The organism is uncultured Shewanella sp., assembly GCF_947497935.1.
Taxonomy (GTDB): domain Bacteria; phylum Pseudomonadota; class Gammaproteobacteria; order Enterobacterales; family Shewanellaceae; genus Shewanella.
Genome location: NZ_CANMIO010000001.1, coordinates 22,880 through 45,306 on the forward strand (window position 1 = coordinate 22,880; position 22,427 = coordinate 45,306).

At 45.4% G+C, this 22,427-nt stretch carries 21 protein-coding genes; 8 read left to right on the forward strand and 13 right to left on the reverse strand.

Annotated elements, in window-relative coordinates; genetic code table 11:
- Positions 1–230: 230 nt before the first annotated feature.
- From Q1A86_RS00075 to Q1A86_RS00085, 3 genes are all read right to left on the reverse strand, one after another.
- On the reverse strand, positions 231–806 hold the full coding sequence (locus Q1A86_RS00075) for a TIGR04211 family SH3 domain-containing protein (RefSeq protein WP_299801555.1): 576 nt from the start codon (positions 804–806) through the stop codon (positions 231–233).
- A 162-nt stretch (positions 807–968) separates the two neighbouring features.
- Positions 969–2,237, reverse strand: a complete 1,269-nt coding sequence (locus Q1A86_RS00080) for an inorganic phosphate transporter (RefSeq protein WP_299801557.1) — start codon at positions 2,235–2,237, stop codon at positions 969–971.
- A gap of 25 nt (positions 2,238–2,262) precedes the next feature.
- Positions 2,263–2,943: a TIGR00153 family protein gene (locus Q1A86_RS00085; protein WP_299801559.1), complete on the reverse strand. Its 681-nt coding sequence runs from the start codon at positions 2,941–2,943 to the stop codon at positions 2,263–2,265.
- A gap of 232 nt (positions 2,944–3,175) precedes the next feature.
- On the opposite strand from Q1A86_RS00085, the gene Q1A86_RS00090 reads away from it, so the two are divergent.
- Positions 3,176–4,663: an inorganic triphosphatase gene (locus tag Q1A86_RS00090; RefSeq protein WP_299801560.1), complete on the forward strand. Its 1,488-nt coding sequence runs from the start codon at positions 3,176–3,178 to the stop codon at positions 4,661–4,663.
- A 95-nt stretch (positions 4,664–4,758) separates the two neighbouring features.
- Here the strand turns inward: Q1A86_RS00090 and Q1A86_RS00095 are convergent, their stop codons facing one another.
- From Q1A86_RS00095 to Q1A86_RS00130, 8 genes are all read right to left on the reverse strand, one after another.
- Positions 4,759–5,556: an ion transporter gene (locus Q1A86_RS00095; protein WP_299801561.1), complete on the reverse strand. Its 798-nt coding sequence runs from the start codon at positions 5,554–5,556 to the stop codon at positions 4,759–4,761.
- 58 nt (positions 5,557–5,614) lie between these two features.
- Positions 5,615–5,944 (reverse strand): hypothetical protein, encoded by a 330-nt coding sequence (locus tag Q1A86_RS00100; RefSeq protein WP_299801563.1) that lies wholly within the window; start codon positions 5,942–5,944, stop codon positions 5,615–5,617.
- Between the two features lie 117 nt (positions 5,945–6,061).
- Positions 6,062–6,712, reverse strand: coding sequence for a hypothetical protein (locus Q1A86_RS00105; protein ID WP_299801564.1), 651 nt, complete (start codon positions 6,710–6,712; stop codon positions 6,062–6,064).
- Positions 6,713–6,723: 11 nt separating this feature from the next.
- Entirely contained in the window at positions 6,724–7,413 is a 690-nt protein-coding gene (locus Q1A86_RS00110; protein WP_299801565.1) for a PspA/IM30 family protein, read from the reverse strand.
- A 12-nt stretch (positions 7,414–7,425) separates the two neighbouring features.
- The gene (locus Q1A86_RS00115; RefSeq protein WP_299801566.1) at positions 7,426–7,839 is read right to left on the reverse strand and encodes a DUF2170 family protein; all 414 of its coding nucleotides are present in this window, start codon (positions 7,837–7,839) and stop codon (positions 7,426–7,428) included.
- A gap of 91 nt (positions 7,840–7,930) precedes the next feature.
- Positions 7,931–9,658 carry a polyamine aminopropyltransferase gene (locus Q1A86_RS00120; protein ID WP_299801568.1) on the reverse strand — a complete coding sequence of 576 codons (1,728 nt, stop codon included), beginning with the start codon at positions 9,656–9,658 and terminating at the stop codon, positions 7,931–7,933.
- Between the two features lie 83 nt (positions 9,659–9,741).
- The gene (locus Q1A86_RS00125; protein WP_299801570.1) at positions 9,742–10,641 is read right to left on the reverse strand and encodes a DUF350 domain-containing protein; all 900 of its coding nucleotides are present in this window, start codon (positions 10,639–10,641) and stop codon (positions 9,742–9,744) included.
- A gap of 13 nt (positions 10,642–10,654) precedes the next feature.
- On the reverse strand, positions 10,655–11,614 hold the full coding sequence (locus tag Q1A86_RS00130) for a hypothetical protein (protein ID WP_299801572.1): 960 nt from the start codon (positions 11,612–11,614) through the stop codon (positions 10,655–10,657).
- 340 nt (positions 11,615–11,954) lie between these two features.
- Here Q1A86_RS00130 and glnE point away from each other — a divergent pair, with 340 nt between their 5' ends.
- From glnE to Q1A86_RS00145, 3 genes are all read left to right on the forward strand, one after another.
- Positions 11,955–14,813, forward strand: coding sequence for a bifunctional [glutamate--ammonia ligase]-adenylyl-L-tyrosine phosphorylase/[glutamate--ammonia-ligase] adenylyltransferase (gene glnE, locus Q1A86_RS00135; RefSeq protein ID WP_299801573.1), 2,859 nt, complete (start codon positions 11,955–11,957; stop codon positions 14,811–14,813).
- Positions 14,814–15,132: 319 nt separating this feature from the next.
- On the forward strand, positions 15,133–15,912 hold the full coding sequence (locus tag Q1A86_RS00140; protein WP_299801574.1) for a DUF4347 domain-containing protein: 780 nt from the start codon (positions 15,133–15,135) through the stop codon (positions 15,910–15,912).
- Between the two features lie 262 nt (positions 15,913–16,174).
- Positions 16,175–16,624 carry a hypothetical protein gene (locus Q1A86_RS00145; RefSeq protein ID WP_299801575.1) on the forward strand — a complete coding sequence of 150 codons (450 nt, stop codon included), beginning with the start codon at positions 16,175–16,177 and terminating at the stop codon, positions 16,622–16,624.
- 453 nt (positions 16,625–17,077) lie between these two features.
- On the opposite strand, the gene Q1A86_RS00150 is transcribed toward Q1A86_RS00145, so the two are convergent.
- Together Q1A86_RS00150 and Q1A86_RS00155 are read right to left on the reverse strand one after the other, a co-directional pair.
- A complete protein-coding gene (locus Q1A86_RS00150) occupies positions 17,078–17,827 on the reverse strand; it encodes a DUF726 domain-containing protein (RefSeq protein WP_299801576.1) in 750 nt (249 codons plus the stop codon).
- A gap of 20 nt (positions 17,828–17,847) precedes the next feature.
- Positions 17,848–18,192 (reverse strand): hypothetical protein, encoded by a 345-nt coding sequence (locus tag Q1A86_RS00155; RefSeq protein ID WP_299801578.1) that lies wholly within the window; start codon positions 18,190–18,192, stop codon positions 17,848–17,850.
- 414 nt (positions 18,193–18,606) lie between these two features.
- Here Q1A86_RS00155 and Q1A86_RS00160 point away from each other — a divergent pair, with 414 nt between their 5' ends.
- From Q1A86_RS00160 to Q1A86_RS00175, 4 genes are all read left to right on the forward strand, one after another.
- Positions 18,607–19,305: a hypothetical protein gene (locus Q1A86_RS00160; protein WP_299801580.1), complete on the forward strand. Its 699-nt coding sequence runs from the start codon at positions 18,607–18,609 to the stop codon at positions 19,303–19,305.
- A gap of 170 nt (positions 19,306–19,475) precedes the next feature.
- The gene (locus Q1A86_RS00165; RefSeq protein WP_299801582.1) at positions 19,476–19,967 is read left to right on the forward strand and encodes a hypothetical protein; all 492 of its coding nucleotides are present in this window, start codon (positions 19,476–19,478) and stop codon (positions 19,965–19,967) included.
- Entirely contained in the window at positions 19,954–20,466 is a 513-nt protein-coding gene (locus Q1A86_RS00170) for a DUF3592 domain-containing protein (protein WP_299801584.1), read from the forward strand. Before Q1A86_RS00165 ends, Q1A86_RS00170 begins: the two co-directional genes overlap by 14 nt.
- A gap of 834 nt (positions 20,467–21,300) precedes the next feature.
- On the forward strand, positions 21,301–22,305 hold the full coding sequence (locus Q1A86_RS00175; RefSeq protein WP_299801587.1) for a BMP family ABC transporter substrate-binding protein: 1,005 nt from the start codon (positions 21,301–21,303) through the stop codon (positions 22,303–22,305).
- Positions 22,306–22,427: the final 122 nt, after the last annotated feature.

A 22,427-nucleotide genomic window follows, 5' to 3' on the forward strand; every position in this document is an offset into this window, starting at 1 on the left:
CTAACACAGGCTTAAAATGATGGGGGGGAGTCTCTGGCCAACTTCTTCGTAAAGATGGTTAGGCTTACGTTGCGGCGCTCTAGATGAGCGTTGCGGTTTAGGTTGGTGAAGTTAGGCTGGGAAGCTTAGATGATGAGCTCGGATGCGGCAATAAAAAAGCCTGTGTATGATTAACACAGGCTTTATTAGCCATGCAGCTTAGATAAACAGCCTTCTGCTTATCAGAGAGCTTACCAGCGATTCTTAGGCTTACGTTGCGGTCTTGGTAGGTAAACGATGATGATACCAAGTAGTAGACCGCCAGCGGCAATAAAACCACCTTGCTTCCACATCTCGAAACGTTCGTTTCTTTGCATGCTCGCAAGTTTTGCCTTGGCACTATCACGTTCGTTACTCGCGCTATTCAAAGCTTTTTGAGCAGCAGCAAGTTCAGACTTAACTTGTCTAAGCTCCTGAGCATTATTATCGCCGCTGCTTAATGCTGACTCTAACTCCGATTTGGTTTGCTCAAGCTCAGCTTGAATCGCTGGCAGTTGAACTCGAAGGCTCGCTTTAGCGCTTAGCATCTTGCTTTGAACCCAACCTTCACGACCTTTGTGGTCGACTATTTTACTGTAGTCGCCTTGGGTTTCCTTGAGTGAAGTTACCTCTTGGCCAGCTTCAATGCTGCCCAAGATGCGGAACTGAGTTCCTGGGCCACCATGGAGGTAGATGTAAACATCATCTGAGATGTAGCGCGTTTGGTTTGCAGCAAGCAAAGAAGGGGAAAGAAGCATCATTCCCGCAATAATTAGAAGTCTTAACACTAATCTATTCTCATCTACGAAATTTAGCCCACATGCTAGGGATTTAAAGGGGTTAATGCAAGTGGCAAAAGAGGGATAAAACGCAAAAGGGAAGTTTGATACTAAATTTATCAAACTTCCCTCGTTATTGCTCAGTATTTGTAATACTGATGTTACTCGGATTTAGTTAAAAATACCTTTAATCATGAAGAAGAACATGATTGAAAGACCAGCACCCGCTGGAAGGGTAACAACCCAAGAAACCACGATGTTACGAACAACACCCATGTTAATTGCCGCAATACCACGAGCCATACCCACACCTAGTACTGCACCCACTAATGTTTGTGTAGTAGAGATAGGTAGACCTGTACCCGATGCGATAACAACGGTCGATGCCGCAGCAAGTTCAGCTGCGAAACCACGGCTTGGTGTTAGATGAGTAATGTTCTTACCAATGGTTTGCATTACGCGCTTACCAAAGATGGCAAGACCTAGAACGATACCGACAGCACCTAGAGGAAGAATCCACCATACAAGCGGTGCAGTGCTATTGATCTGACCGCCGCTTTCAACAACAGATACAACTGCTGCTAGAGGGCCAATCGCGTTAGCAACGTCGTTAGAACCGTGAGCAAATGCCATACAACAAGCTGTTACAACCATTAAGATAGCGAATACTTTCTCAACGTTACCAAACTGTGTTTGGCGATCAGCTTTAGTGTCCATCTTAAGACGTTTGATGGCAATCATACCGCCAATACCAACAAGAATAGCAAGTACTACAGCAAGGGCATACGCTTCAACGTTAGTGAAGTGAAGACCTACGTGCTTAAGTCCTTTCTTGATAGTCACTAGTGACATAACAAAGCCAGCTAGAGCCATATAGAAAGGAACGTAACGCTTAGCATTCTCTAAAGGATTGTCGGTATTGAAAATAAGCTTTTGCACACTCTGGAATATCAAGAAGGCGATAAAGCCTGATATTGCAGGAGTCACAACCCAAGAGCCAACGATACCGCCAACTTTGCCCCAAGCTACCGCATCAGAGCCAACACCCACTGCGGCGAAACCAACGATAGCGCCAACAATTGAGTGAGTCGTCGATACAGGCCAGCCTAAAGCTGATGCTACGATTAACCAGATACCAGCGGCAAGTAGTGCTGAAATCATACCGTAAACCAGTAGTTCAGGTGAGTCGATGAAATAAGCTGAGTCAATGATGCCTTTACGGATCGTACTCGTTACTTCACCACCCGCTAGATATGCACCGGCAAACTCGAAGATCATAGCGATAATAATCGCTTGTTTAATTGTAATAGCATTAGAACCTACAGAGGTTCCCATTGCATTGGCTACGTCGTTCGCGCCAATACCCCACGCCATTAAAAAACCAAATACAGCCGCGATGGCGATAAGCCATGGGCCATTGGTGACTAGTACATCAACCATGTTATTACCTTGATAACCTTTCCGATTAGACGCGAGCTAACATTAGCTCTAGGCGGGAACCGACTCGTTCAGCAAGATCTGCCAAGTCACCAACCCACTCAATTATCTTGTAGAGGAACATTACATCTACAGGGTTTAATTCAGATTCGATAGCGTAAAGCTGTCTACGGATCTTAATCTGTAAGTCATCGGTATCCTCTTCAATAGAGTCGAGTTCACCAATCATTTTAGCCACAAGGTCCACTTCACGACCTCTAAAACCTGTTTCTAACAGATCATCGAGTTCGTTAATTGCTTCTTTAGACAGAGACACTGCGTCGATGCAGCGTTGCAAATAGGCAATAAATGGTTCTTGAATTGCTTGAGGTAATTCTAATTGTCGGCCAATGACACGGCCGGAGATGTCTTTTGCTTTGTTAGCAATCTTATCTTGCTGGGTTAATAGCTCCAGTAAGTCAGTACGTTCAACAGGCATAAACAGACCGCCAGGCAGAGTTAGGCGGATCTCACGTTTTAGTGAGTCAGCTTCTTGCTCTGCAGAGCTAATTTGCTTACGCAATTGAACGGCTTTGTCCCAGTCTCCTGCGACAGTAGCTTCAAAAAATGGGACAAGTAATGACGCACAGTCGTATACTTTGTCGATATGCTCTTGAAGAGGCTTAATTGGCGATTTTGCAAACACGCCTAAAATAGAGTTTACTGGCATTGCCGTGTACCTATTTTGGTTATTCCACTATTGGAAAAAGCGGGCGCATGTTAACTCAAGCGGCCGCGTAAGAAAACTGTGTTTTACGATTTAAATTGACAGTTTTTTATTCTAGCTAGTTATATCCTAACTGCAAAGCGGATCCTACGGCGGTATTATTGCAGAAATATTACAGTGTGTAACTTTAGTGACAGATTGATTAATTTTTGATGACAAGGTGGCAGATAGATCGATGGAAGCTGAGATTGAGCTCAAACTTTTTTTTAATGAGAATAAAAAGAAAAGCCTTATAAACCTGTTAGATAGCTTACCTAATTGCGATGCTAAAGGCAGAGAAGAACTGACAAACGGTTACTTTGATACCCCTGACTTAACCTTAAGAAAATGGGATATGGGTCTGCGAATTAGAGGCATTAATCAACATTTAGAGCAGACAATTAAGACAAAAGGTCAGGTTGTAGGGGGGATCCATTCTCGTCCCGAGTACAATATTGATATAGATCAAAACTTTCCTCAATTAAATTTATTTCCGGATAAAATTTGGCCTGAAGGGGCGAATGTTGAACAGACACAGTCAGAACTATACTGTTTGTTTAATACAGATTTTGCCCGTCAGCGTTGGCATATCTTTGTCGATGACAGTCTAGTTGAAGTCGCATTAGACATAGGTGAAATTCGAGTTGGTGAAGCAGTAGACCCTATTTGTGAATTAGAATTTGAGCTAATTGCGGGGGATACCAGCGCGTTATTGACTCTTGCGGGTATCGTCAGTCGTGCAATTCCTGTGCGTTTGGGAAAGGCGAGCAAGGCGCAGCGAGGCTATCAACTCGCAGGGCAATCCAGCATTGAGTCTATTGAGGCGCTCCAGTTTATTGAAATCGATCCTCAGCAAAGTCTAAAGCATGTTGCGATTAATTTATTAGCCGTAGGCCTAGATCGTTGGCAGACCATAGAAGAACTGATTTTAGCGCCAAGCCAAAGCGTCATGGCCTTACCTATGCTGAGTTATCGTCTACGAGCCTGTATTCGTTTGTTGAAAAACACCCTAAAGCAGTTCGGACTGCTTGAAGATTCATTCCAAACCGACTTTGACTGTATTGAACAGCGCCTTAACTTTATTGAAGAGGGCTTGAGTCTTTTTAGCATCATCGAAAATGATGCGGCATTAGTGGCTAAGTTACCTATGCATCAGGCTTTGGTCGATGTGGCGTTAGTTAAATTGCAGCAGTTGAATATTATTGAGCAAGTAGAGGAGCTGCTAGGGGATATCTGCTACGGCCGCTTACAGGTACATTTGGTTGACCTATTGATGCAGCTCAATGATGGTCAGGTCATCATAGATAAAGCACTCGACTTGAGAAGCTTTGCCGATAAGATGCAGGAAAACTCTTGGCAGAAAATTTTAGATGTGATGCCGCTGGACAACGAGTTCAGTAGCTCTGACTACTTATCCGTTGCTAAGGCACTCGATGACAGTATTTTTGTCGGTGTGGCCTATGGTGGGCTTTATAGTGAAAAATCCCGGGATCAATTTAGAGCGCCTTGGCAGGACTTAGCCTTAGGGATCCGTACACTAGCCGCCTATCGTCAGCTCAAGACCGTTAGCGAGACCGCTTATTTAGATATCAGTGGTTGGTTAGAGAACAAAGAGCAAAGTTTAGTGCAGGCGATGGAGTTCTCTCGTCGTAGCGCCATGCTCAGTGAGCCATACTGGCGTTAATGCGCGAGTAACCCTATCTGTAAAAAGCCCACATTGATGTGGGCTTTTTGTTTGCGGAACAGATCCAGAAAATGTCACAGACTCTGATTTTCGAATTACTCTGGCTGCTTGTCTTCGATGGCTTGTTTGAGTTCATTGAGCTCGGCAATCAACTTTTCTTGATTCGCTTCCATGCGCGCTAGACTCATATTGAGCTCTGAGCGGATCTCCTCTGTATGGCTATCGAGCTTCTCCGCTTCGTCGGGGGCAACAAAAACTGACGCCATATAACCTGAAATCACACCAAAAAAACTGACGCCACAGACGATGACAACGCCGCCAATGATATGGCCTGCTGTCGTCACCGGATAATAATCGCCATAACCTACGGTCGAGATGGTTACTAAGGCCCACCAGATGGCACTCTCTGCTGTGTCGATATTGGCACCTTCTACGCCACTTTCTACGATTAACACTAAAACTGACGAGAGGGTTAAGATGGTGACCAGTGCCACCAACAGGCTGGCAATGGTTGCCTGTCTACGCTGCTTGAGCATAGGGACAATCAGTGAGCGGGTCATGCGAATGAGGCGGATCACTCGGAGGATCTGGAACAAACGCGCCATTCTAAGAGCTTCAATTGCGGGGATACTGGCGACGAAATCGATCCAGTGATGTTTTAAGTAGCTGGCTTTATCACTAGCTTTGAAGAGTTCGAAAAAGAAGTTAGACATGAAGATAAGACAGATACTGAAATCTATCATAAATAAAAGACGCTTGGTTTCGCCATCGACGCGGCCGAATGTCAGTACTAGCACCACTATCACAGATAGTAATGACAGTAACATCATGGCGAGTTGAATCGGGGTTGGGGGCGTTTCGGGCTGAAGCAGCCAGCGCTTTTTATTTGCCATCGCTTAGGTCCATCTTTAGAGACGCCAGCAAATTTCCATCTGGCACCATGTGTTGTGCCTATTTATCAGCACTAAATTGTATTAAATCATCTAACACATACTTTTTAATTTCAAGTTGCTGATCTGCGGATAGGTGATATTTCTCGGCCAAAATTTCATAATCACTCGGGCTTAGTGACACGGTAAGGCGTGGACGCTTTGGGCGTTTAGTCACGGTTAAGCCGAGAATTTCTCTGATCTGATCCGATGGACTGACTCCTGCATCGAGTGCGGCCTTACGAATGGCATACTGGAACTTCTCATCCAAATCGAAGGCTATTTGTGTCGCCTTGGCAGCTTTTTGGTTTTGTTGCCATTGTGCGGGTAAAGTTTTTTTTTGTTTGGTCATACGTGCGATACCTAAATTTACCAATCCGTATTAACAAGGTACGGGATCTCTCCCATGCTACCACTCATCGGAGTTGAAACAAAAATGGTTCTAGATTTACACCTAGAACCATTATTTTTATGCGCCTGGCCAATACTCTCTGATATCAGACAAGGGACGATAGAGAGTCAGCATCACATCTGTGTCACCGCTTTCATAGACCTCAACATCGACAGCCTTGTCTTCGTTATCGTCAAGCAGCTGATAGGATTCAAACGGCTCACCCGTTGCACCATCGGCATCCTGAGGAGGCCTTAATCCACGGTAATCTTGACGATGGAAATAACCAAAGCTTCCAGCAGTCACTTGATGATAATGAGGCGATAACCACTGCTCATAATCATTTAAGTCAGATGACAGCGTTTGCGTATCTAACTCGGCTTTACCCGCTTCTTCAAAGATCTCGCTAAACTGATCGAGATCGAAAAATTGCTCAACCTGACCGCGGCTGATCTTAATCGACAGAGCCAAATAGGTTTCGTCATCTTCATCAAGGCTGAGGAAAATAGCATCGCCACTGTGGCCCTTTAGCACCCACTCAGTCTGTTGCTTACGCTGGTACTCATAGGTGTTCACCGCTTCAACTCGCAGCTGCTGACCACGAAGTTGTGGCGGCAGCGCAAAACTGTCATCAAGGGAGATCATATCTCCCTTGTTCAGTTTTGTTGGGTGGTCGAGTTGACGTTTAGGTTCCTCTTTCTTGCCAAATAGGCTGCTTAGAAATCCCACGCCAGTCTCCTTTAGCCCTTACGCGCTTTAATGCGGTCAAGTACGGCGTTAGCGTTAGACTTTTGCTCACCAATACCCGCTTCCGCTAGCTTGTCATGCAATGCTTTGTCACTGTTCTCTTCCGCTAACGCTTCAGATGCCTTTAGGCGATCATCAAATGATTGCTGGCGCGCCTTGATGCGCTCTAGTGAGTCTTTAGCGTTAAGTAGCTTTGAGTTACTGCCCGCAAAAGAATCAGTAATGGTTGCAGTTGCTTTTTGCACGCTTTCAGTGGTCTTAACCATAGTCAGCTGACGCTGGTAATCGGCTACTTGGCGCTCTGTCTTGCGTACTAGCTCTTTTAGGCGAGCCGCGTGAGCGCTGAAACTGTCGTTCGCAGCTTGTTGATCGGCTAACTCTTGATCGAGCTGAGAGATTTTCTCTGCAACTTCCAGTGCTAGTGGCTCGTTACCTTTCTCAAGCGCTTGGGTCACGTAACCTTCATGCTCGGCAACAGAGCGCTTTAGGCGATCCACTTCGCGGCTCGCTTGCATCTCTTTGGCCATCACTTCGGTTAAGTCACGCTTAGCCTTGGTTAGGTGTTTCTCTGCATCACGGATCTCTTGCTCGAAGATTCGTGTTGAGTTTGCATCTACGATGCCTTGGCCAACTTCAGTAGCACCGCCACGGAAGGCCGTAAGAATTTTGTTTAGAATGCCCATGATGTGGCTCCTTTAGTTCAGGTAGTCGACGAGCTCGTCGATAACTTCGAGACAATTATCAGAAAGAACAGATAGCTCCTGCTCAATTTCTTGCATGCTTGATTGCACCGATAGTGCACCGTAAACCACGTACTTATCGTCAATTTTGGCAAATGACGACAGTGGCATTGGAATGTTGAGCTCTAACATGGTCTCAAACATTTCGCTGCGACGTTCTTGATTTACTTCGTCCTCGCCCCATAGATAACTGATGCAAAGGATCTGGTTGTCCGTGACCGATACAAATACCGGGATCTCTTCACGGCCAACTACGTTAACTTGTAAGACTTCCACGTCACCATTAATTGGATAACAATCAAATTGAAAGCCAGTATGGCTGTTGTCGCCAAGTTCATTTAGGTGGTTGGCAATTGTGTGGATATTCATATTTGTCCTTATTGACATATTATGTCTGTGATTAAAGATAACACCGGGACATAATATGTCAAGGGCTATCTTTACGATTCAAAAATAAACTCTACTGATTTTCTAACCAAGCCTGCTGATGGTATTGATACAGCTGGCTTGAACCTAAAACATTGGGCTTAATCTCGGGTTTGTTCTGATAAAAGTTCCCCGGAAACTCAAAGGCTGCGTGGATTAAACCTGGGGTTAACCAAGGGTCATCGACGGGCAGATGCTGCACACTTTGTAGCCTAGCGCGGGCATTTTTTCCACCTAAGGTGGCAATGCTCCAGCCCCATTCACCAAAGCTGGGTACGTTATGGTGATACTGATCAACATTAAAGCCTGCAAGCTCTAAGGTCTTTGCTACCGAAATAAAGGCGTTAGGAGCGTGATAAGGTGATGTCGACTGCACTGTTAAGGCAGCGTCATTACTCATTAGTTCCTTGAGCTTTAAATAGAAAGCATCGGAATAGAGCTTGTTAAGATCAGGATGACTCGGATCCGGCAGATCGACAATAATCGCATCAAACTTCTCTTCCTTCGCTAGTAATTTATCAACGCCATTAAAGGCATCTTCATACATAATTCTTACACGAGGATCGTTGAGCGCATCTTGATTGAGCGCGAGTAATGCTCGGCTTAAATGCTCAGGCATATCACTTGCGGGTTGCTTAAACAGCTTGACCAGCTCACTGTCCAGATCCATGAGTGTCACCTGCTCAGGTTGCCATTGCAGTACCTGAGTTAACCCTAAGCCGTCGCCGCCACCAATGATCAACACCTTATCGTGACGAGCGCTAGCCGCCATTGTCGGGTGTACCAAGAAGGAGTGATAGATATGCTCGTCGCTGCTAGAAAACTGCAGTCGGCCGTTGATATAGAGCGAATGTACCGGACCGAGGCCGTTGCCTCTCAAGCGCTCAGTAAAGGTCAATTGCTGAAAGCGAGTCGCCTTGGCATAAATCACCTTGTCTTTATAAAGCAGGTTATTAAAGCTCTGCTCCCATTGAGGGCCATGCAGGGCCAGCATGACTAAAATACCTGTGGCGATAAAGTGGCCGACTAATAGCAGTTTTACATGGCGGATTTGATGCCAGAAACGCCAGATAAAGATAAAACCAGCCAATAGATTAAAACTGGCGGTGAGTGCTGCAGCCAGCTGAATATCAATGGCTAACATGAAGCCAACCCAGATAGCCGCGCCAATACCAGCGCCTACATAGTCTGCGCCATAGATGGTTCCTGCGTTATGCATCAAATGAGCCTCTGACAGGGCTTGGCGGACTCTTGCGATCAGCGGGATCTCCATGCCAATCATCAGGCCGAGTAACACGCCCCACACGTAGGGTAGGTATTCGCTAAGTTTTTGCAAGGTACCAATAAAGCCACCGTTGGGCAGCTGATCCGCTGGCAGACCTAAGGTATTGGCGATAACAAGCGGCAGTTGTTGGCCAAAGCCAATTACCGCAGCAGTAATTAAAATAGCTAATGATCCACAAAGTGCGACACAAAGTTCCAACACGGCAAAGCCAGTGAAGGCGCAGCGAATTTTACGGGCGGCAAAGGCGCCGAGTCCCATGGAGACGATCATCAGACCGATCATGGTGTAAATCGCAGCTTCGAGAGCACCTAGAATGCGTCCGGCATAATGAGAAAGCAGGTACTCATAGATAAGGCCACAGCCCGCGAGTACGGCCATGATGCCCAGCAGTAACGCGTCGTCGAACCAGCCGAGTTTGCCTGATTCTATGGTTTGTTTGGTTGAATCGGTAGTGGAGCTATTTGAGTCGGTTTGCATTGAGTGTCTATTGATTAGGTTGGGTCAGATAAAGAGTGAATCGCAAATAAAAAGGGAGCGAGTTACGCTCCCTTTCATTTATCTTAAGCCATTAAGGCTGCTAAGATAATTGCGATGGAGACGCTAATAGCCATCTCAACGGCGGCAAGGCCAATATTGTGTTGTTTCTCGACTTCTTCACATAGGTTGATCTTAGCCAGTACCAGCTTCTTGACCAAGGTGATCAGTAGTGACAGAGAAAGTAGCATCACTACAGAGAAGATCAGCCAACCGATCAAGTTAGCCACATAGGCTTGCGGGTCAAAGATAATGAAGTGACTCGCGGCATTGAAGCTAAAGGCCATGGCAAGCATATAGCCGCTATGGCGAATGGCTAGAGCCACATGGCCCTCGGCGAAGGCTTCTTGCATCGACGCGCCTTGGTTACGCTTGGCATAACGATTTTCACGGGCGCGGGTGAGTAGCACTAACATCAGCTGGGAGATGGCAAAGGCACTGAAGATAGCAATAAAGGTATAAACCGTTAGATCTTCAGCCCACATAAGTACAGAGCGGATAATGATGGCGGTGGCGATAGCAGCGGTGGCATCGACGATGGCGACCGAGAGATTGCCCTTGATAATTAGCGCATTCTTATCGATATTGTTGAGCGCAATTTTGTCATGGAGGAAGCGGCCGAGTTTAATCAGTACTAGACCAAATAGGCCATAGGCTGACATGCCAATTGCCTCGACTAGATAAGACTCAGCGGCTTCACCGGTAATCGCGCCAGTTAACACGATACCTAACGCCATCACCGCACCCGCGGTACTAATACCGAAGGCAAAATTATCCTTTTCAGACAGTTCGTGACGGCTGTTGACCTTTACCGTCCATCCTTGCAGGTAGCGCATTAATGTTAGTAGCAGTACGGCGATAGTGATATCGATGAACAGAATAATCATCAGATCAGGAGTGAGGCCGTAGTTTTCTAAAAATGTCATAAGGGTTCCTTAATTATTTGCCTCGGCGAACACCGCGAGTGGTACGACTGCTGGAATTACGGAAGCTGCTGTCCTTGGAGTAGTTAGAGCGGAACTTGCTCTTGCTGCTCGTGGTGCGTCCTGTTGAACTGGCTTTTGGGGTACTGCTACTTTGTCTCGAAAGGCTGGTTGAGCCGGTACGCGACTTAGCATAGGGGCTATCAAACTTACGGCCTTGAGAACTAAATTGCTTCTTAGTGCGCTCATAGGTTTGGGTCTGTGCGCGAGCTTGCTTAGGCGAGGTATAGCGGTAGCGACCTACATCGTTGTAGTAACTGTAGTTACGACGGCTTGACCAGCGGTCATAGCCAATGGGGCCACGGGTCAGGTTGGAGAACATGGAATACATGCCATACCAGGCCCAAAACGACATGCCATTAGAGCCTGTTTGCCAGCTACCATAAGATGGGTTGCCGACCAACTGACTGCCAGCACCAAAGTCTTCTGCGCCATTGGCAAGGGCTGCCGCTTCACGGCTAATCGAGTTAACTCGAGCCAGAGCACCATCAGACATATCGGCGACCACGTTCAGTGGATCAGACAACATATCGTTAAACAGACTCGGGTCAGCGGCTTGATAGAGGTTTTCTACCTCAGCCAACTGCTGATCGATATCGACAAAATTAGCGGGATTTTGAGACTCAGTTAAGCGCCGCGTGAGCGAGGTAAACATCGGGCCACGATTAGTCGCATCGGTGGCAAGTTCGTTTAGCAGGGGGCTCAAATCGGGCTTTTGCTTTTCTAATACTTGAACGTATTGTCTTAGCAAATTCGCATTGCGTACCTGACCGTCGCTCAGCATGGTGCTGAGGGTATCCAAGCGTTGCTGCGTCAGTTGCTGATACTTAGCAACTTGAGCTGGCCTGTCATCGCCGCATCCTGCGAGGGCGAATACCATTAAGACGGTGAGAACGCGGATTAGCATTCCTGCCATAGTTTCTCCAAATTCGGTTATTTTACTCAAAGTGGCCAAATCCATATACTCAATATCAGAATATCTCGGCCCAAAACGCTGCTGCTATCTTAGCTCATTAAACCAGTTTTCACTTGTTGGAACATTGAATTCGCAAGAGAAATTATTTGGTCTTAGCGCATTTAGTATAGTATTGCCTATTAGAGCATAAAAATAGCAAGGATCCTGTTTTCATGGCTAAGTTAGAGACAAATGCCTCAACTAGCCAACATCCTCGACCAAAACTGCTCACAATTGGTTACGCTCTATCTATATCATTAACGACATAATATGTCGACGTCGAAAATTGTTAGGGATTATTATGCGCACGGCTTCACTGGGTAATCAGCTTGTCAGCACGCAAATGGCTGCGGGTGCAGAATTATATTGGCAGCGGCTCAATGATACTGCGGCCGACTTGGTATCCTCGCTCAGCACAGAGCAGCAACAGGAGCTTAAACAGGCATTTGCATTAAGTGACTTTATTGCCACTCAGCTGTGTCGGCATGCTCACTGGATCCCTGCACTGTTCGCTACAGAGCTTGAGAATATTGAACGTCTAGAGTTTGAGCATGAGCTTGCTGAGCAACTTGAATCGATCACTGATGAAGAACAGGCAAAACGAGTGTTACGCCAATACCGTAACCGACAGATGGTGCGTATCGCTTGGCGTGACTTCTTTAATTACAGTGTATTAGAAGAGTCCTTATTAGATCTTTCGGCATTAGCCGAGGCGTTAGTCATTGCCGGGCGCGACTGGTTATATCGTGAGATGTGCGCGCAACAGGGCACGCCAACCGATAGCCAAGGTAAGCCACAAAAATTGCTGATCTTAGGCATGGGTAAGCTTGGCGGCCGTGAGCTAAATTTCTCCTCCGATATCGATCTTATCTTTACCTTCCCTGAGCACGGTGAAACAGTTGGCGGACGCCGTTCGATAGAGAACCAGCAATTTTTTATTCGTATGGGGCAGCGCTTAGTGAATCTGCTGAATCAGGTCACGGTTGATGGCTTCGTGTATCGAGTCGATATGCGCCTTCGCCCATACGGTGAAAGTGGGCCCTTGGTGGTGAGTTTTAGTGGCCTTGAGGATTATTACCAAGAGCAGGGGCGTGACTGGGAGCGTTACGCCATGGTCAAGGCGCGGGCACTCGGGCCTTGGACATCGGATTCTGATGAATTACATGATCTACTCAGACCCTTTGTTTACCGCCGCTACTTAGACTTTTCGGCCATCGAGTCACTACGAAAAATGAAGGGGCTGATCACCCAGGAGGTGCGCCGTAGAAAGCTGACCGACAATATTAAACTTGGCGCAGGCGGTATTCGTGAAGTCGAGTTCGTGGTGCAGAGTTTTCAGCTTATTCGCGGCGGACGTGAGCCCGCATTGCGTCAGCAGAGTCTTTTTGCCGCCATTGATACCTTGTACCAGATGGGGCAACTGGAATATTTGGCAGTGGATGAGCTTAAGAAAAGTTACGTCTTGCTGCGCCGAGTGGAGAACTTACTCCAGGCCATCAACGATGAGCAGACGCAAACCTTGCCAAATGATGAACTCAACTGGCAACGTCTCTGTCACGCCCTCGATGCCGATACGGAGATGGATCTACGTGAGCAGATAGAGACGGCGATGAGACAGATCCATCGTCACTTTAATGATACCGTCGGTGGCAACAATGTTGAAGATCATAACGAAACCTGGACTCAGCAGTTATGGAACGCCTATGAAGATGATCACGCCATCGCCATATTAGAAGAGCAGGGCATAGATGATGAGAGGCTCTGGCCTTTGCTTAATAGTTGGCACGAGACCGTAGTGCGCCGCACCATAGGCCCGAGAGGGCGCGAAACCTTAGATAAATTGATGCCTAAGCTTTTGTGTGAGTTTACTTCAGTACCTACGCCGTCAAAGGCATTTGAGCAAGTCTCTAAAGTGCTAGATCAAATTCTGACTCGCACCACTTATCTAGAGCTTTTGTGTGAAAACCCGGGCGCAAGACAACAACTGGTCAGCCTGTGTCTTGCCAGTCCCTGGATTGCTCAGCAGCTCGCCAAGTTCCCCATGTTGCTCGATGAGCTAATCGATCCGGCCCAGCTTTATGACACCACATCCTTAGATGACTATGGCAGCGAGCTGCGTCAGTACCTGCTAAGGGTGCCAGAGGATGATATGGAGCAGCAGATGGAAGCGCTGCGTCAGTTTAAGTTATCCCAACAGCTAAAGATTGCCGCGGCAGATGTCACCGGAGTGCTGCCTGTGATGGAGGTGAGCGATCACTTAACCTTCTTAGCCGAAGCGATTATTGAGCAGGTAGTGCATCAGGCGTGGGCACAGGTCAGTGCTCGTCATGGGGTACCGGAAAACCTAAAGGGGAACGAGATGGGCTTTGCCGTTGTCGGTTACGGCAAGGCAGGTGGTATCGAACTCGGTTACGGCTCAGATTTAGACCTAGTCTTTTTGCACAATGGTAGTCAAGCAGGGCAGACCAATGGCGATAGGGCCATAGATATCGGCCACTTCTACCTTAAGCTTGCCCAGCGAGTGCTGCACCTATTCTCGACCCGCACCAATTCTGGTGAGCTGTATGAAGTGGATATGCGCCTAAGGCCATCAGGTGCCTCAGGGCTATTGGTGAGCGAGATTGAACATTTCGGCGAGTATCAGCGAGATGAGGCCTGGACCTGGGAGCATCAAGCCTTAGTTAGGGCGCGTTTTATGTTTGGCGATATGTCGCTTTCTAGTCGATTCAATGAGCTTAGGGCCGAAGTGCTTGAGAGCAAGCGGGACACTGAAGTACTGGCCAAAGATGTCAGAGAGATGCGGCTTAAGATGCGCGATCATCTATTAAAAGTCGAAGAGGATATGTTCGATCTTAAGCAGAGTAGTGGTGGCATTGCCGATATAGAGTTTATTGCCCAGTACCTAGTCTTAGCCAACGCCAGCGAGCACAAGGCACTGTCGTTTTGGTCTGATAATGTCAGGATTTTCGCAGAGCTTGCTGAGCTTGAACTGCTCCCGCTAGATAGTGCTCAGGTACTGACGCAAGCCTATTGCCACCTGCGTGATGAAAGCCATCGATTAGTACTGCAAGAGAAGAAAACCGTGTTGCCGGTAGAAGCGGTTAAGCTCCATACTCAACGAGTCATAGAGATCTATCAAGCGATCTTAGGCGGGTCATAAGCTTCTCACCCAGCTATGACTCTACAGCATGGACTCTACAGCATGGGTACGACTCTGAAGGAGCATTTATACAGCCTCTTAGGCTTCAATCTAAGAGGCTTTTTGTTTAATTGAGCGGGTATTTTACTGCAAACGGGCAAGCAAAATGCGTTGCAAATTCAATTGCAGGGCTGCAGGGAATATAAAAAGCCAACAACAAGGGAAATGTGGCGTTATTAACTAATTGAATTCAAGTGCTAAAGATAATTTCGTTTGTGCCATACCTATGTGGTTTGTTCTATGCATCAGTCAGTTTATTGTTTATCGGCTCGAGCTCATTATGAATTATCTCAAACAGACAAGCCGCTATACCAACTTCAACGACAGCTTAACCGGCATGGAGATTTTTAAAGATCTCTCGTTAAGGGGGCTTATCGCCAACAAGAAAACTAAGCGCTGTTTCAGCCATGATTTTCCTGTTTATTGGATAGTATTACTCTGCCTACTGCTGTTTATCAATGATGCCATAGCAGAGCCAAAGTTAGAGTCAAGTCTGGAGCGAAAGCCAGAGCTATCATTAAGATTAGAACTGGAGTCAGAGCTAAAGTTAGCACCCGAATTTGAGCAAGAGCCAATGGAGCTAACTAAGTTAAAGACTCGTTTGATACAAGCTGAGGAAAGCGTTAGCCTGATCATTGTCGATAGTTCACTAGAGCCGCTAGAGGCTTTATTGTCAGGCTTTAGCGGGGAGGTGCATCTGTTGAGCTTAGAAGACAATATCGAGCCTTTTGAGCAGATAAATCAAGTGTTAGCCGATGAGCCGCCTTACTCGAATGTGAGTATTGTCGCTAAGGCTTCAAGCTCTGCAATATACCTGGGCGGCCGCTGGATTGATAAGCATTACTTACTTGAGCATCAACATAGTCTAGCGATATTCTCCCGCCAGTTTGCTAACAATAGCCCGCTTTCGCTCTATACCACTAATTTGACCGCAACTCATGGTGGTGGCCGATTTATAGGGTTATTTGAAGAGCTGACACAGATGAATGTGGATGTGATTTATATGCAGGGGCAGCACTATGAACCGCTTTGGGTTCAGCGAGATCAATATGATTTTTAAGTTTTAACTCAACCCTCACTCATAATACTTCAATGTTCCATTGAAGATTGCTTCTTTTAATTAAGAGTTTAATAAAGAGTTTGATACCTAGTCTAATTAAGCGACTCATTAAGGACAACAACAAGCCTGATATCTGAGGGGGCTCTGATACGTTTTGTATCAAACTTTCGACAAAATCTGCTTTGAGGTTAATCGTTTCCTGCTTACTATCTGCACTAGTCTATCCCGCTGTTGTAAAAGGGATTAATTCGAGGAATGTTTGATGACTTCTATTAGTGCAGGTGTCAGTACTAGTGTCAATGCGGGGATGAATGCTGCGGCAGTAAATGTTGTCGGTAATTCGCAGGTTAATACAGCTGCAAATGCAGCAGCGAATACATCCGCCTCTCTTACTGCGAGCTCAACAGCGACTCAAGCAGCGCCTTTACCCAATGTGGGTGCCAGCACCAATGTGGCTATCTCGGCTGATGCTCAGCAAAAGTTTGCCGATGAGCAGCTGGCTGCTAAAGCCGATGGCTCTTTACCTAAAGCTGAAGGCTCTGTGCCGAAGGCTGATGCTGAGGAAGATGGCGATTTTGAATCCTTTGTGTTTGGTGCACTGGGTTTAGACCATCCTGAAGAAATTGATGAGAATGGTGACCCTTCATATTCTGCAGGCCAATATGTTAAGGCCGCAGCCACGGTGGGTGGCATGATTGCGATGTTTATTTAACTATCTGCTTGGGATAGTTTTATCGCTTGTGTAAGCAATCAAACTTCGTTTGATAAAAGTCGTGGCGCTTCGCCCACACCCGAGTCAAGGGGGAAAGCGCTTGTCCCCGCTCTTGATTTCATAAGAGTAAACCCTCAGCGCCCCAGACGAAGTTGTTGATCCTCACTCATTTTCGAAAATCGCTATCGCTTCAGAATCGCCTCTGATAGGAAGGAAGCCTGAATGTCTTGAAGTGCATGGATGCACGAGAAAGACCATGGCTCTACTAAAGCTACCTCGTCATCCATGACTCGCTCACGCGACTAATGTTTACAAGAGTTCTTCAATGACCTCGGCAACTCCGATGGGGAACTGGTGTTTCCTGTGAGTTTTGTTGAAAGTTCACTCTGACCCGATTTATTTTCATAGATGATTCTACATCGTGGGTAGTGAAGTTTAGCTTACTAAAAATTATTATCTCGGCGTGTTTATATAGGTGTGAACTAAGTTACCAACGGCAGCCTTTTTATAGTCGGTATGGCCATTCACTGCGACGGACATATCTATATTGTGTACTCGGTTTTTATTGCTAAGAACTATGGGAGAAAGCCCCACTGGAGTATTTGAAAATAGAGTGCCAACCCGATACAAACTCTTAAGTACAAGGTCATTTTGTGAGTAGCAATTGAATATCCGTAACTTTGGATTGTTGTTGGCGATATTGCCCCAAGTTTCATTTACACCTACAGCACCACCGAATAAGAATGCTCCTAATACATAATCTTTATATTTCAGACTATTGAGACAATTAAAAATAACACGTGCACCAAGGGAGTGACCCATTAAGATATATTTGCCTGTGTTTGTTTCAATATAATTGGTTAAGTCGTTTCCAGCGATTGCAGCATTATTCATTGCTGACCGCCATTGCTTGGCAGATTCAGCTAAAACACTCTTTGGCAAATATGTTTTTTGTGACACAACGTTTGTAGTGACTTTTGCCAAACTCCTTAACCAACCGTCGTGCTTTGGGTTTGGTTGCGCTAAGCCTCTGAATTTTGCAATATTACTGGCATCCCAATCACAATGTAAAACAGTTGCTTCAGGAAAGGAACGGTTCACAATCTCTAGCCAGTCACTTACATCAGCCACTGTTTCAGACAAAAAACCGTTAATAATGACAACTCTTAGAGCGTTGCCAGAGCGAATTTGCTTAATTCTCATATTACCACCGTTAGACTTAGCTAGCGGGTCATCCTTTCTATCGTCATTGTTAGTATTGGCTTTATGAAACCCCAAGTTATGTAGGTCGTGTGAACGATGAGTTCCACTAAAACCTTATAAAATGGAGTTATGATGACAAAAGCGACAGGCAAAAGAGGCAGTATTATTAGTCCGGCAAAAAAGTTACTTATCATTAATGACAGGAATTTAACTGTTAATGCTAGCCCGATGAATAGTACATTTAGCTTGAAAAAAAGCCGCATTAGTCCATCGATACCTGTTTGGGCTTCATAGTAACGTAACAAGCCTTTTGTTGGGTGAACCCCAAAACCGCATATTTTTTGTATTTTATTTTTGTTCAACATATAAACACCTTAAAATCATGTGTTTATTGTATTATGCACTTACATATTTAAATTTGATCAGCAGCAGATTATTGAGACTTTAGATGTTTGGCTGCATAGATATATAGAGTTGAAATGTAGGGTCAGAGTAAACTATTCTGATCTCATTTTTTTTTGGACCTTAAATCAATCGCTAATTGGCGCGAATGAACTTACCTAAAATCCAGTAATGCCCCCCATTTAATAGCATGTTTTTGGTCCAGCCACTTATGGTTGATTTAGCATGGGTGGCTTATGTTTAACCATGCCCAGGGGGAGTCCAAATAAGTAAAAGTGTATCCTGATCAAACATTTGGCTTGCTCAAGCTTCAATATGCCTTTACGCTGTGCGCCATTCGGCTGAATAAGCCAAAACGCCTAATGTCGGTATCCTGAATGTTGCGAAAACCCACCCCTTTCTCTAAGCGTAAAACCCACAACCTGTTTAGAAGCAAACTCAAACGCGCTCTGGGCAGGATAAACTGGAAACGGTTCTGCTCAATCACGCTTCTGGCTGCACTGGCTTATGCTGCCCTCTATTACATTAACTCACCGGCCAGATTCGTAATGAACATGAGTATGGCGGACATGATCTACAACAGTCATCAACTCTCAAGCCAACAAATAGAAGACGGCGGTGGGCAGGCACACTATCAAATGATTATAGAGGAACTGACTGCATTCGGTATTGACCCACACACCAGTCTTAATGATGTATTGCAGGACCATCCACAAATCGCGTCAGTGGAGATAACACAAGACCGGGATTGGGAATACCGTATTCAGGGAACCTGGGATACCGCGCCGGCCTTTTACGTGAGCGTCTGGATAACAGAAAAACACCGCGATGCCGGCTACAGCGCCAAGTTTTCATTGCGTAGTCCGCTGCACCTGCCTTTCAATTATCAATTCAATAACATCACCGGGTCAAAATGGATAGACACACCACCGGCCCCCAAGGCGCTGGCTGAAAGTCATATGTACTATGCCGAAACATTCAGGCAAACCGATAAAACTCCGTGGGAAGTCGTCTATCTATTACAACACAGTGAGTTTCCCCCCTTAACCTACGAATCAAAAGCCTCTGACATTTAGCAATGGATGCTAATATTGCCCCCCATTGTTAATGGCATGTTTTTGGCTCCCCCTTGGATATCAAGGCCTAATACTCGAGATTAAAACCAAGATGTATTACAGCACAGCGGTCTAGAGTCGCTTTAGTCTAATACCGTGTTATCTAAAGTCGCTGTAAATAAGGATTTAAAATGGACTTATCAAGACGTTCTCAACTCACACAATTGCGTTGCAGTTACTTTGCTGTGCCTGTGATTTATATTCTTTGCGTTCTTTGGTTGCCTGCGGCGGCGCTATGGCTAGTCTTGCTTGCTTGGGTTGGTGTTAACTGGTATCGCATTTCATCGCCGGTTTTAAAACAAGGTTATTGGGTTATCTTGCAATCATTCGGCTTACACCTAGCGCTGAATTTGACTGCCTTTGCCTCAGCTTTGGGCGCCAGCATATTTAATCGTGGTGGGCTGTTTTCCGGAGGCGGAGGTGATGATTTTATCAATCTGCTTATCTTGGGTTTTCTTACAATAGTTTTACTGATTACAGCCATGATATTGCCATTGATAAAGCTTGTGAAAGGCTATCAAGTCTTGATGAATAGCTATAAGGATTGCACTGAGGACGGCAGCGTCGATAGCAGTGCAAAAAGTAGCGCGGATATAAAGGATAACAATAGTGAAGCGGTTTAAGCTGTCGCAGGTTTCAATGTTGATGTGGTTTATGTTTATCATGTTCTCTTGTGCTGTTGGGGTGGCAACCTATGCTGTGCATCAGTCTCATGCTGCTTTTAATTGGCCAACGGCTAAAGGCATGGTGGTGAATTGCTGGCTCATTGAACGCTACCATGAAAGAAGCAGCGCTGAATCTCATTACGAAGTCGCTATTGAGTATTTCTATGCTGTTGACGGCAAAATTTACCACAAGAGCAATAAGACCGATATTACAGGTGCTATTCCGGGTTACTCTTTGGAAGAGGCTGAAGCCTTGGTGGCTGAGTTTCCTCGGGATAAGAAGATCTTAGTACATTATAAACCCAGTAATCCTGACACAGCTGTCATCAAGCCAACAATGCACCTGTTTTTGATTGTGGCTTTGGTGGTGTTCTCTTTGATATTAATCCCCGTCCTTTATCTGATGTATCTGCAGATAACCTCAGACCGTGACAGCTTTATCGTCCGCAATGTGTGATAAGTGGGAGCAGAGGAAACTTTCTGAATTGATGTTTGCTCTATAAAAAAGGATATTTAGCTCCCATAGAACATCTATCCCCTATCAACGTTGCCGAAGTACGTTGAGACTCCTTATCTAAAAAAGTGTCGTGATGCCCACATGGATGAGGGATGAAATCCCCCGAAGTTGGTCAGGCGCAACCTGACTACTGAAAGCGTTAGCAGTTAGACGCAGCCTAACCGACCACAAAAGTCGGTGACTTAGACATCACCTCGGCGGCGAAAATCCTGATGTATCTCAAACAAACGGAAAATTAGTAAAAATAATTTCATTTTTAATATTGGCTTAATTGTTGTTTTTTTGAGTAAAAAAATTACCTGTTAACAATGTAAATGCTTAAAAATAGTTGTTTTAACTTTAAGTTTAGTAATTTAAATTCAACTCCTTAATTGTTTGAAATGTAGAACAGTGTTGTCGCCACTTTTCCTTTCTGTAACTCCGCCTGTTTTTATCTGTTTGTATTTTATTGGTAATATCTTGTTTTTCACCTTGTTGTTTGTTCTTTAGGTTGAATAATTATTAGTGGGTTGGTGCAGTATTATTTAATCGCAGTTTTCGGTGATTTAAAGCGTGATTTTGCGCAACTTAAGGCAATTTTTTGTATTAAAAGTACAACTGACCGCTAGGCCGTTTTGGCCGATTTGTGGGCTTTAGGGGTACTAGTAATCCTATTCAGAGCTGCTGTAAGCTCTGGTTTCTTGATCTTAAACGACGGCTTCAAGCTCGGGGTTTTTTACTGCTTAAAGCTGTTAATAATACCAAAAATAATACCTATACCTTATAAGGACGAGAATGATGAAAATCCTGAGCGCTACTGCTGCCGCAGTCACTCTAGCAATGTGTTCGTTTGCAGCTTCTGCTGCAGACTTTAAGCCTGCTGTTGCTTTTGATACAACGGGTAAGTTCGATAAATCTTTCAACCAAGCTGTTTACCAAAATGGTGTATTGAAGTTTAACGAAAGCTCAGATGTTGAAGTACGTGAATTCGTACCTTCAAATGATGCGCAGCGTGAGCAGGGTCTTGAGCGTTTAGCACGTCGTGGCTTTAGCCCAATCGTTGTTGTTGGCTTTATGTATGGCTCAGCACTTGAAAAAGTCGCTAAGAAATACCCAGAAACTGAATTCGTAATTATCGACTCAGTTGTTGACCTTCCAAACGTTAAATCACTCGTGTTCAAAGAGCACGAAGGTTCATTCCTTGTGGGTGCTCTTGCTGCGATGAAATCTGAAACCAACAAGATTGGTTTTGTTGGCGGCATGGATATTCCGCTAATTCGTAAGTTTGCTTGTGGTTACGAGCAAGGTGCTAAGTTCATCAGTCAAGATGCTGAAATCTTCCAAAACATGACGGGTTCTACTATTGCTGCATGGAACGACCCTGCACGTGGTGCTGAGCTGTCTAAGAGTCAGTTTACTAAAGGCGCTGACGTAGTGTTCGCAGCTGCAGGTGGTACGGGTGTCGGTGTTTACCAAGCGGCTAAAGATGAAGGCAAGTACGCGATTGGTGTTGACTCAAACCAAAACTATATCCACCCAGGCGTGATGCTAACCTCTATGGTTAAGCTGGTTGGTGTTGCCACATTTGAAGTATTTAAAGATGCACAAAATGGCGAGTTTGTTGCCGGTATCGATAGCCGTGGTCTAGAAGAAAATGGTGTTAACTGGGCATTAGATGAGCATAACCGCGCACTAGTTACTCCAGAGATGGAAGCAAAGCTTGCTGATATCACTAAGAAAATTATTGCAGGTGAGATTGTTGTTCATGACTACATGAAAGACAACACTTGTAAGTACTAAGCCGTATTAAGATTGATTTAGCTCCCTAGTTGCTGACTGGGGAGCTTTATTATAAGTGGCAATTTTTAAGAATTAATTTTCTATTAATTCAATATTTGATCAATGTTTATTTATCAATGTCT

Excerpts from the sequence above, each read along its gene's own strand:
- Q1A86_RS00110 (WP_299801565.1), bottom strand. The coding sequence starts at position 7,413 with ATGGGCATTCTAAACAAAATTCTTACGGCCTTCCGTGGCGGTGCTACT.
- Q1A86_RS00165 (WP_299801582.1), top strand. The coding sequence starts at position 19,476 with ATGGACTTATCAAGACGTTCTCAACTCACACAATTGCGTTGCAGTTAC.
- Q1A86_RS00125 (WP_299801570.1), bottom strand. The coding sequence starts at position 10,641 with ATGACATTTTTAGAAAACTACGGCCTCACTCCTGATCTGATGATTATT.
- Q1A86_RS00150 (WP_299801576.1), bottom strand. The coding sequence starts at position 17,827 with ATGAGAATTAAGCAAATTCGCTCTGGCAACGCTCTAAGAGTTGTCATT.
- Q1A86_RS00130 (WP_299801572.1), bottom strand. The coding sequence starts at position 11,614 with ATGGCAGGAATGCTAATCCGCGTTCTCACCGTCTTAATGGTATTCGCC.
- glnE (WP_299801573.1), top strand. The coding sequence starts at position 11,955 with ATGCGCACGGCTTCACTGGGTAATCAGCTTGTCAGCACGCAAATGGCT.
- Q1A86_RS00115 (WP_299801566.1), bottom strand. The coding sequence starts at position 7,839 with ATGAATATCCACACAATTGCCAACCACCTAAATGAACTTGGCGACAAC.
- Q1A86_RS00100 (WP_299801563.1), bottom strand. The coding sequence starts at position 5,944 with ATGACCAAACAAAAAAAAACTTTACCCGCACAATGGCAACAAAACCAA.
- Q1A86_RS00120 (WP_299801568.1), bottom strand. The coding sequence starts at position 9,658 with ATGCAAACCGACTCAAATAGCTCCACTACCGATTCAACCAAACAAACC.
- Q1A86_RS00145 (WP_299801575.1), top strand. The coding sequence starts at position 16,175 with ATGACTTCTATTAGTGCAGGTGTCAGTACTAGTGTCAATGCGGGGATG.
- Q1A86_RS00160 (WP_299801580.1), top strand. The coding sequence starts at position 18,607 with ATGTTGCGAAAACCCACCCCTTTCTCTAAGCGTAAAACCCACAACCTG.
- Q1A86_RS00090 (WP_299801560.1), top strand. The coding sequence starts at position 3,176 with ATGGAAGCTGAGATTGAGCTCAAACTTTTTTTTAATGAGAATAAAAAG.
- Q1A86_RS00080 (WP_299801557.1), bottom strand. The coding sequence starts at position 2,237 with ATGGTTGATGTACTAGTCACCAATGGCCCATGGCTTATCGCCATCGCG.
- Q1A86_RS00140 (WP_299801574.1), top strand. The coding sequence starts at position 15,133 with ATGAATTATCTCAAACAGACAAGCCGCTATACCAACTTCAACGACAGC.
- Q1A86_RS00155 (WP_299801578.1), bottom strand. The coding sequence starts at position 18,192 with ATGTTGAACAAAAATAAAATACAAAAAATATGCGGTTTTGGGGTTCAC.
- Q1A86_RS00175 (WP_299801587.1), top strand. The coding sequence starts at position 21,301 with ATGATGAAAATCCTGAGCGCTACTGCTGCCGCAGTCACTCTAGCAATG.
- Q1A86_RS00095 (WP_299801561.1), bottom strand. The coding sequence starts at position 5,556 with ATGGCAAATAAAAAGCGCTGGCTGCTTCAGCCCGAAACGCCCCCAACC.
- Q1A86_RS00085 (WP_299801559.1), bottom strand. The coding sequence starts at position 2,943 with ATGCCAGTAAACTCTATTTTAGGCGTGTTTGCAAAATCGCCAATTAAG.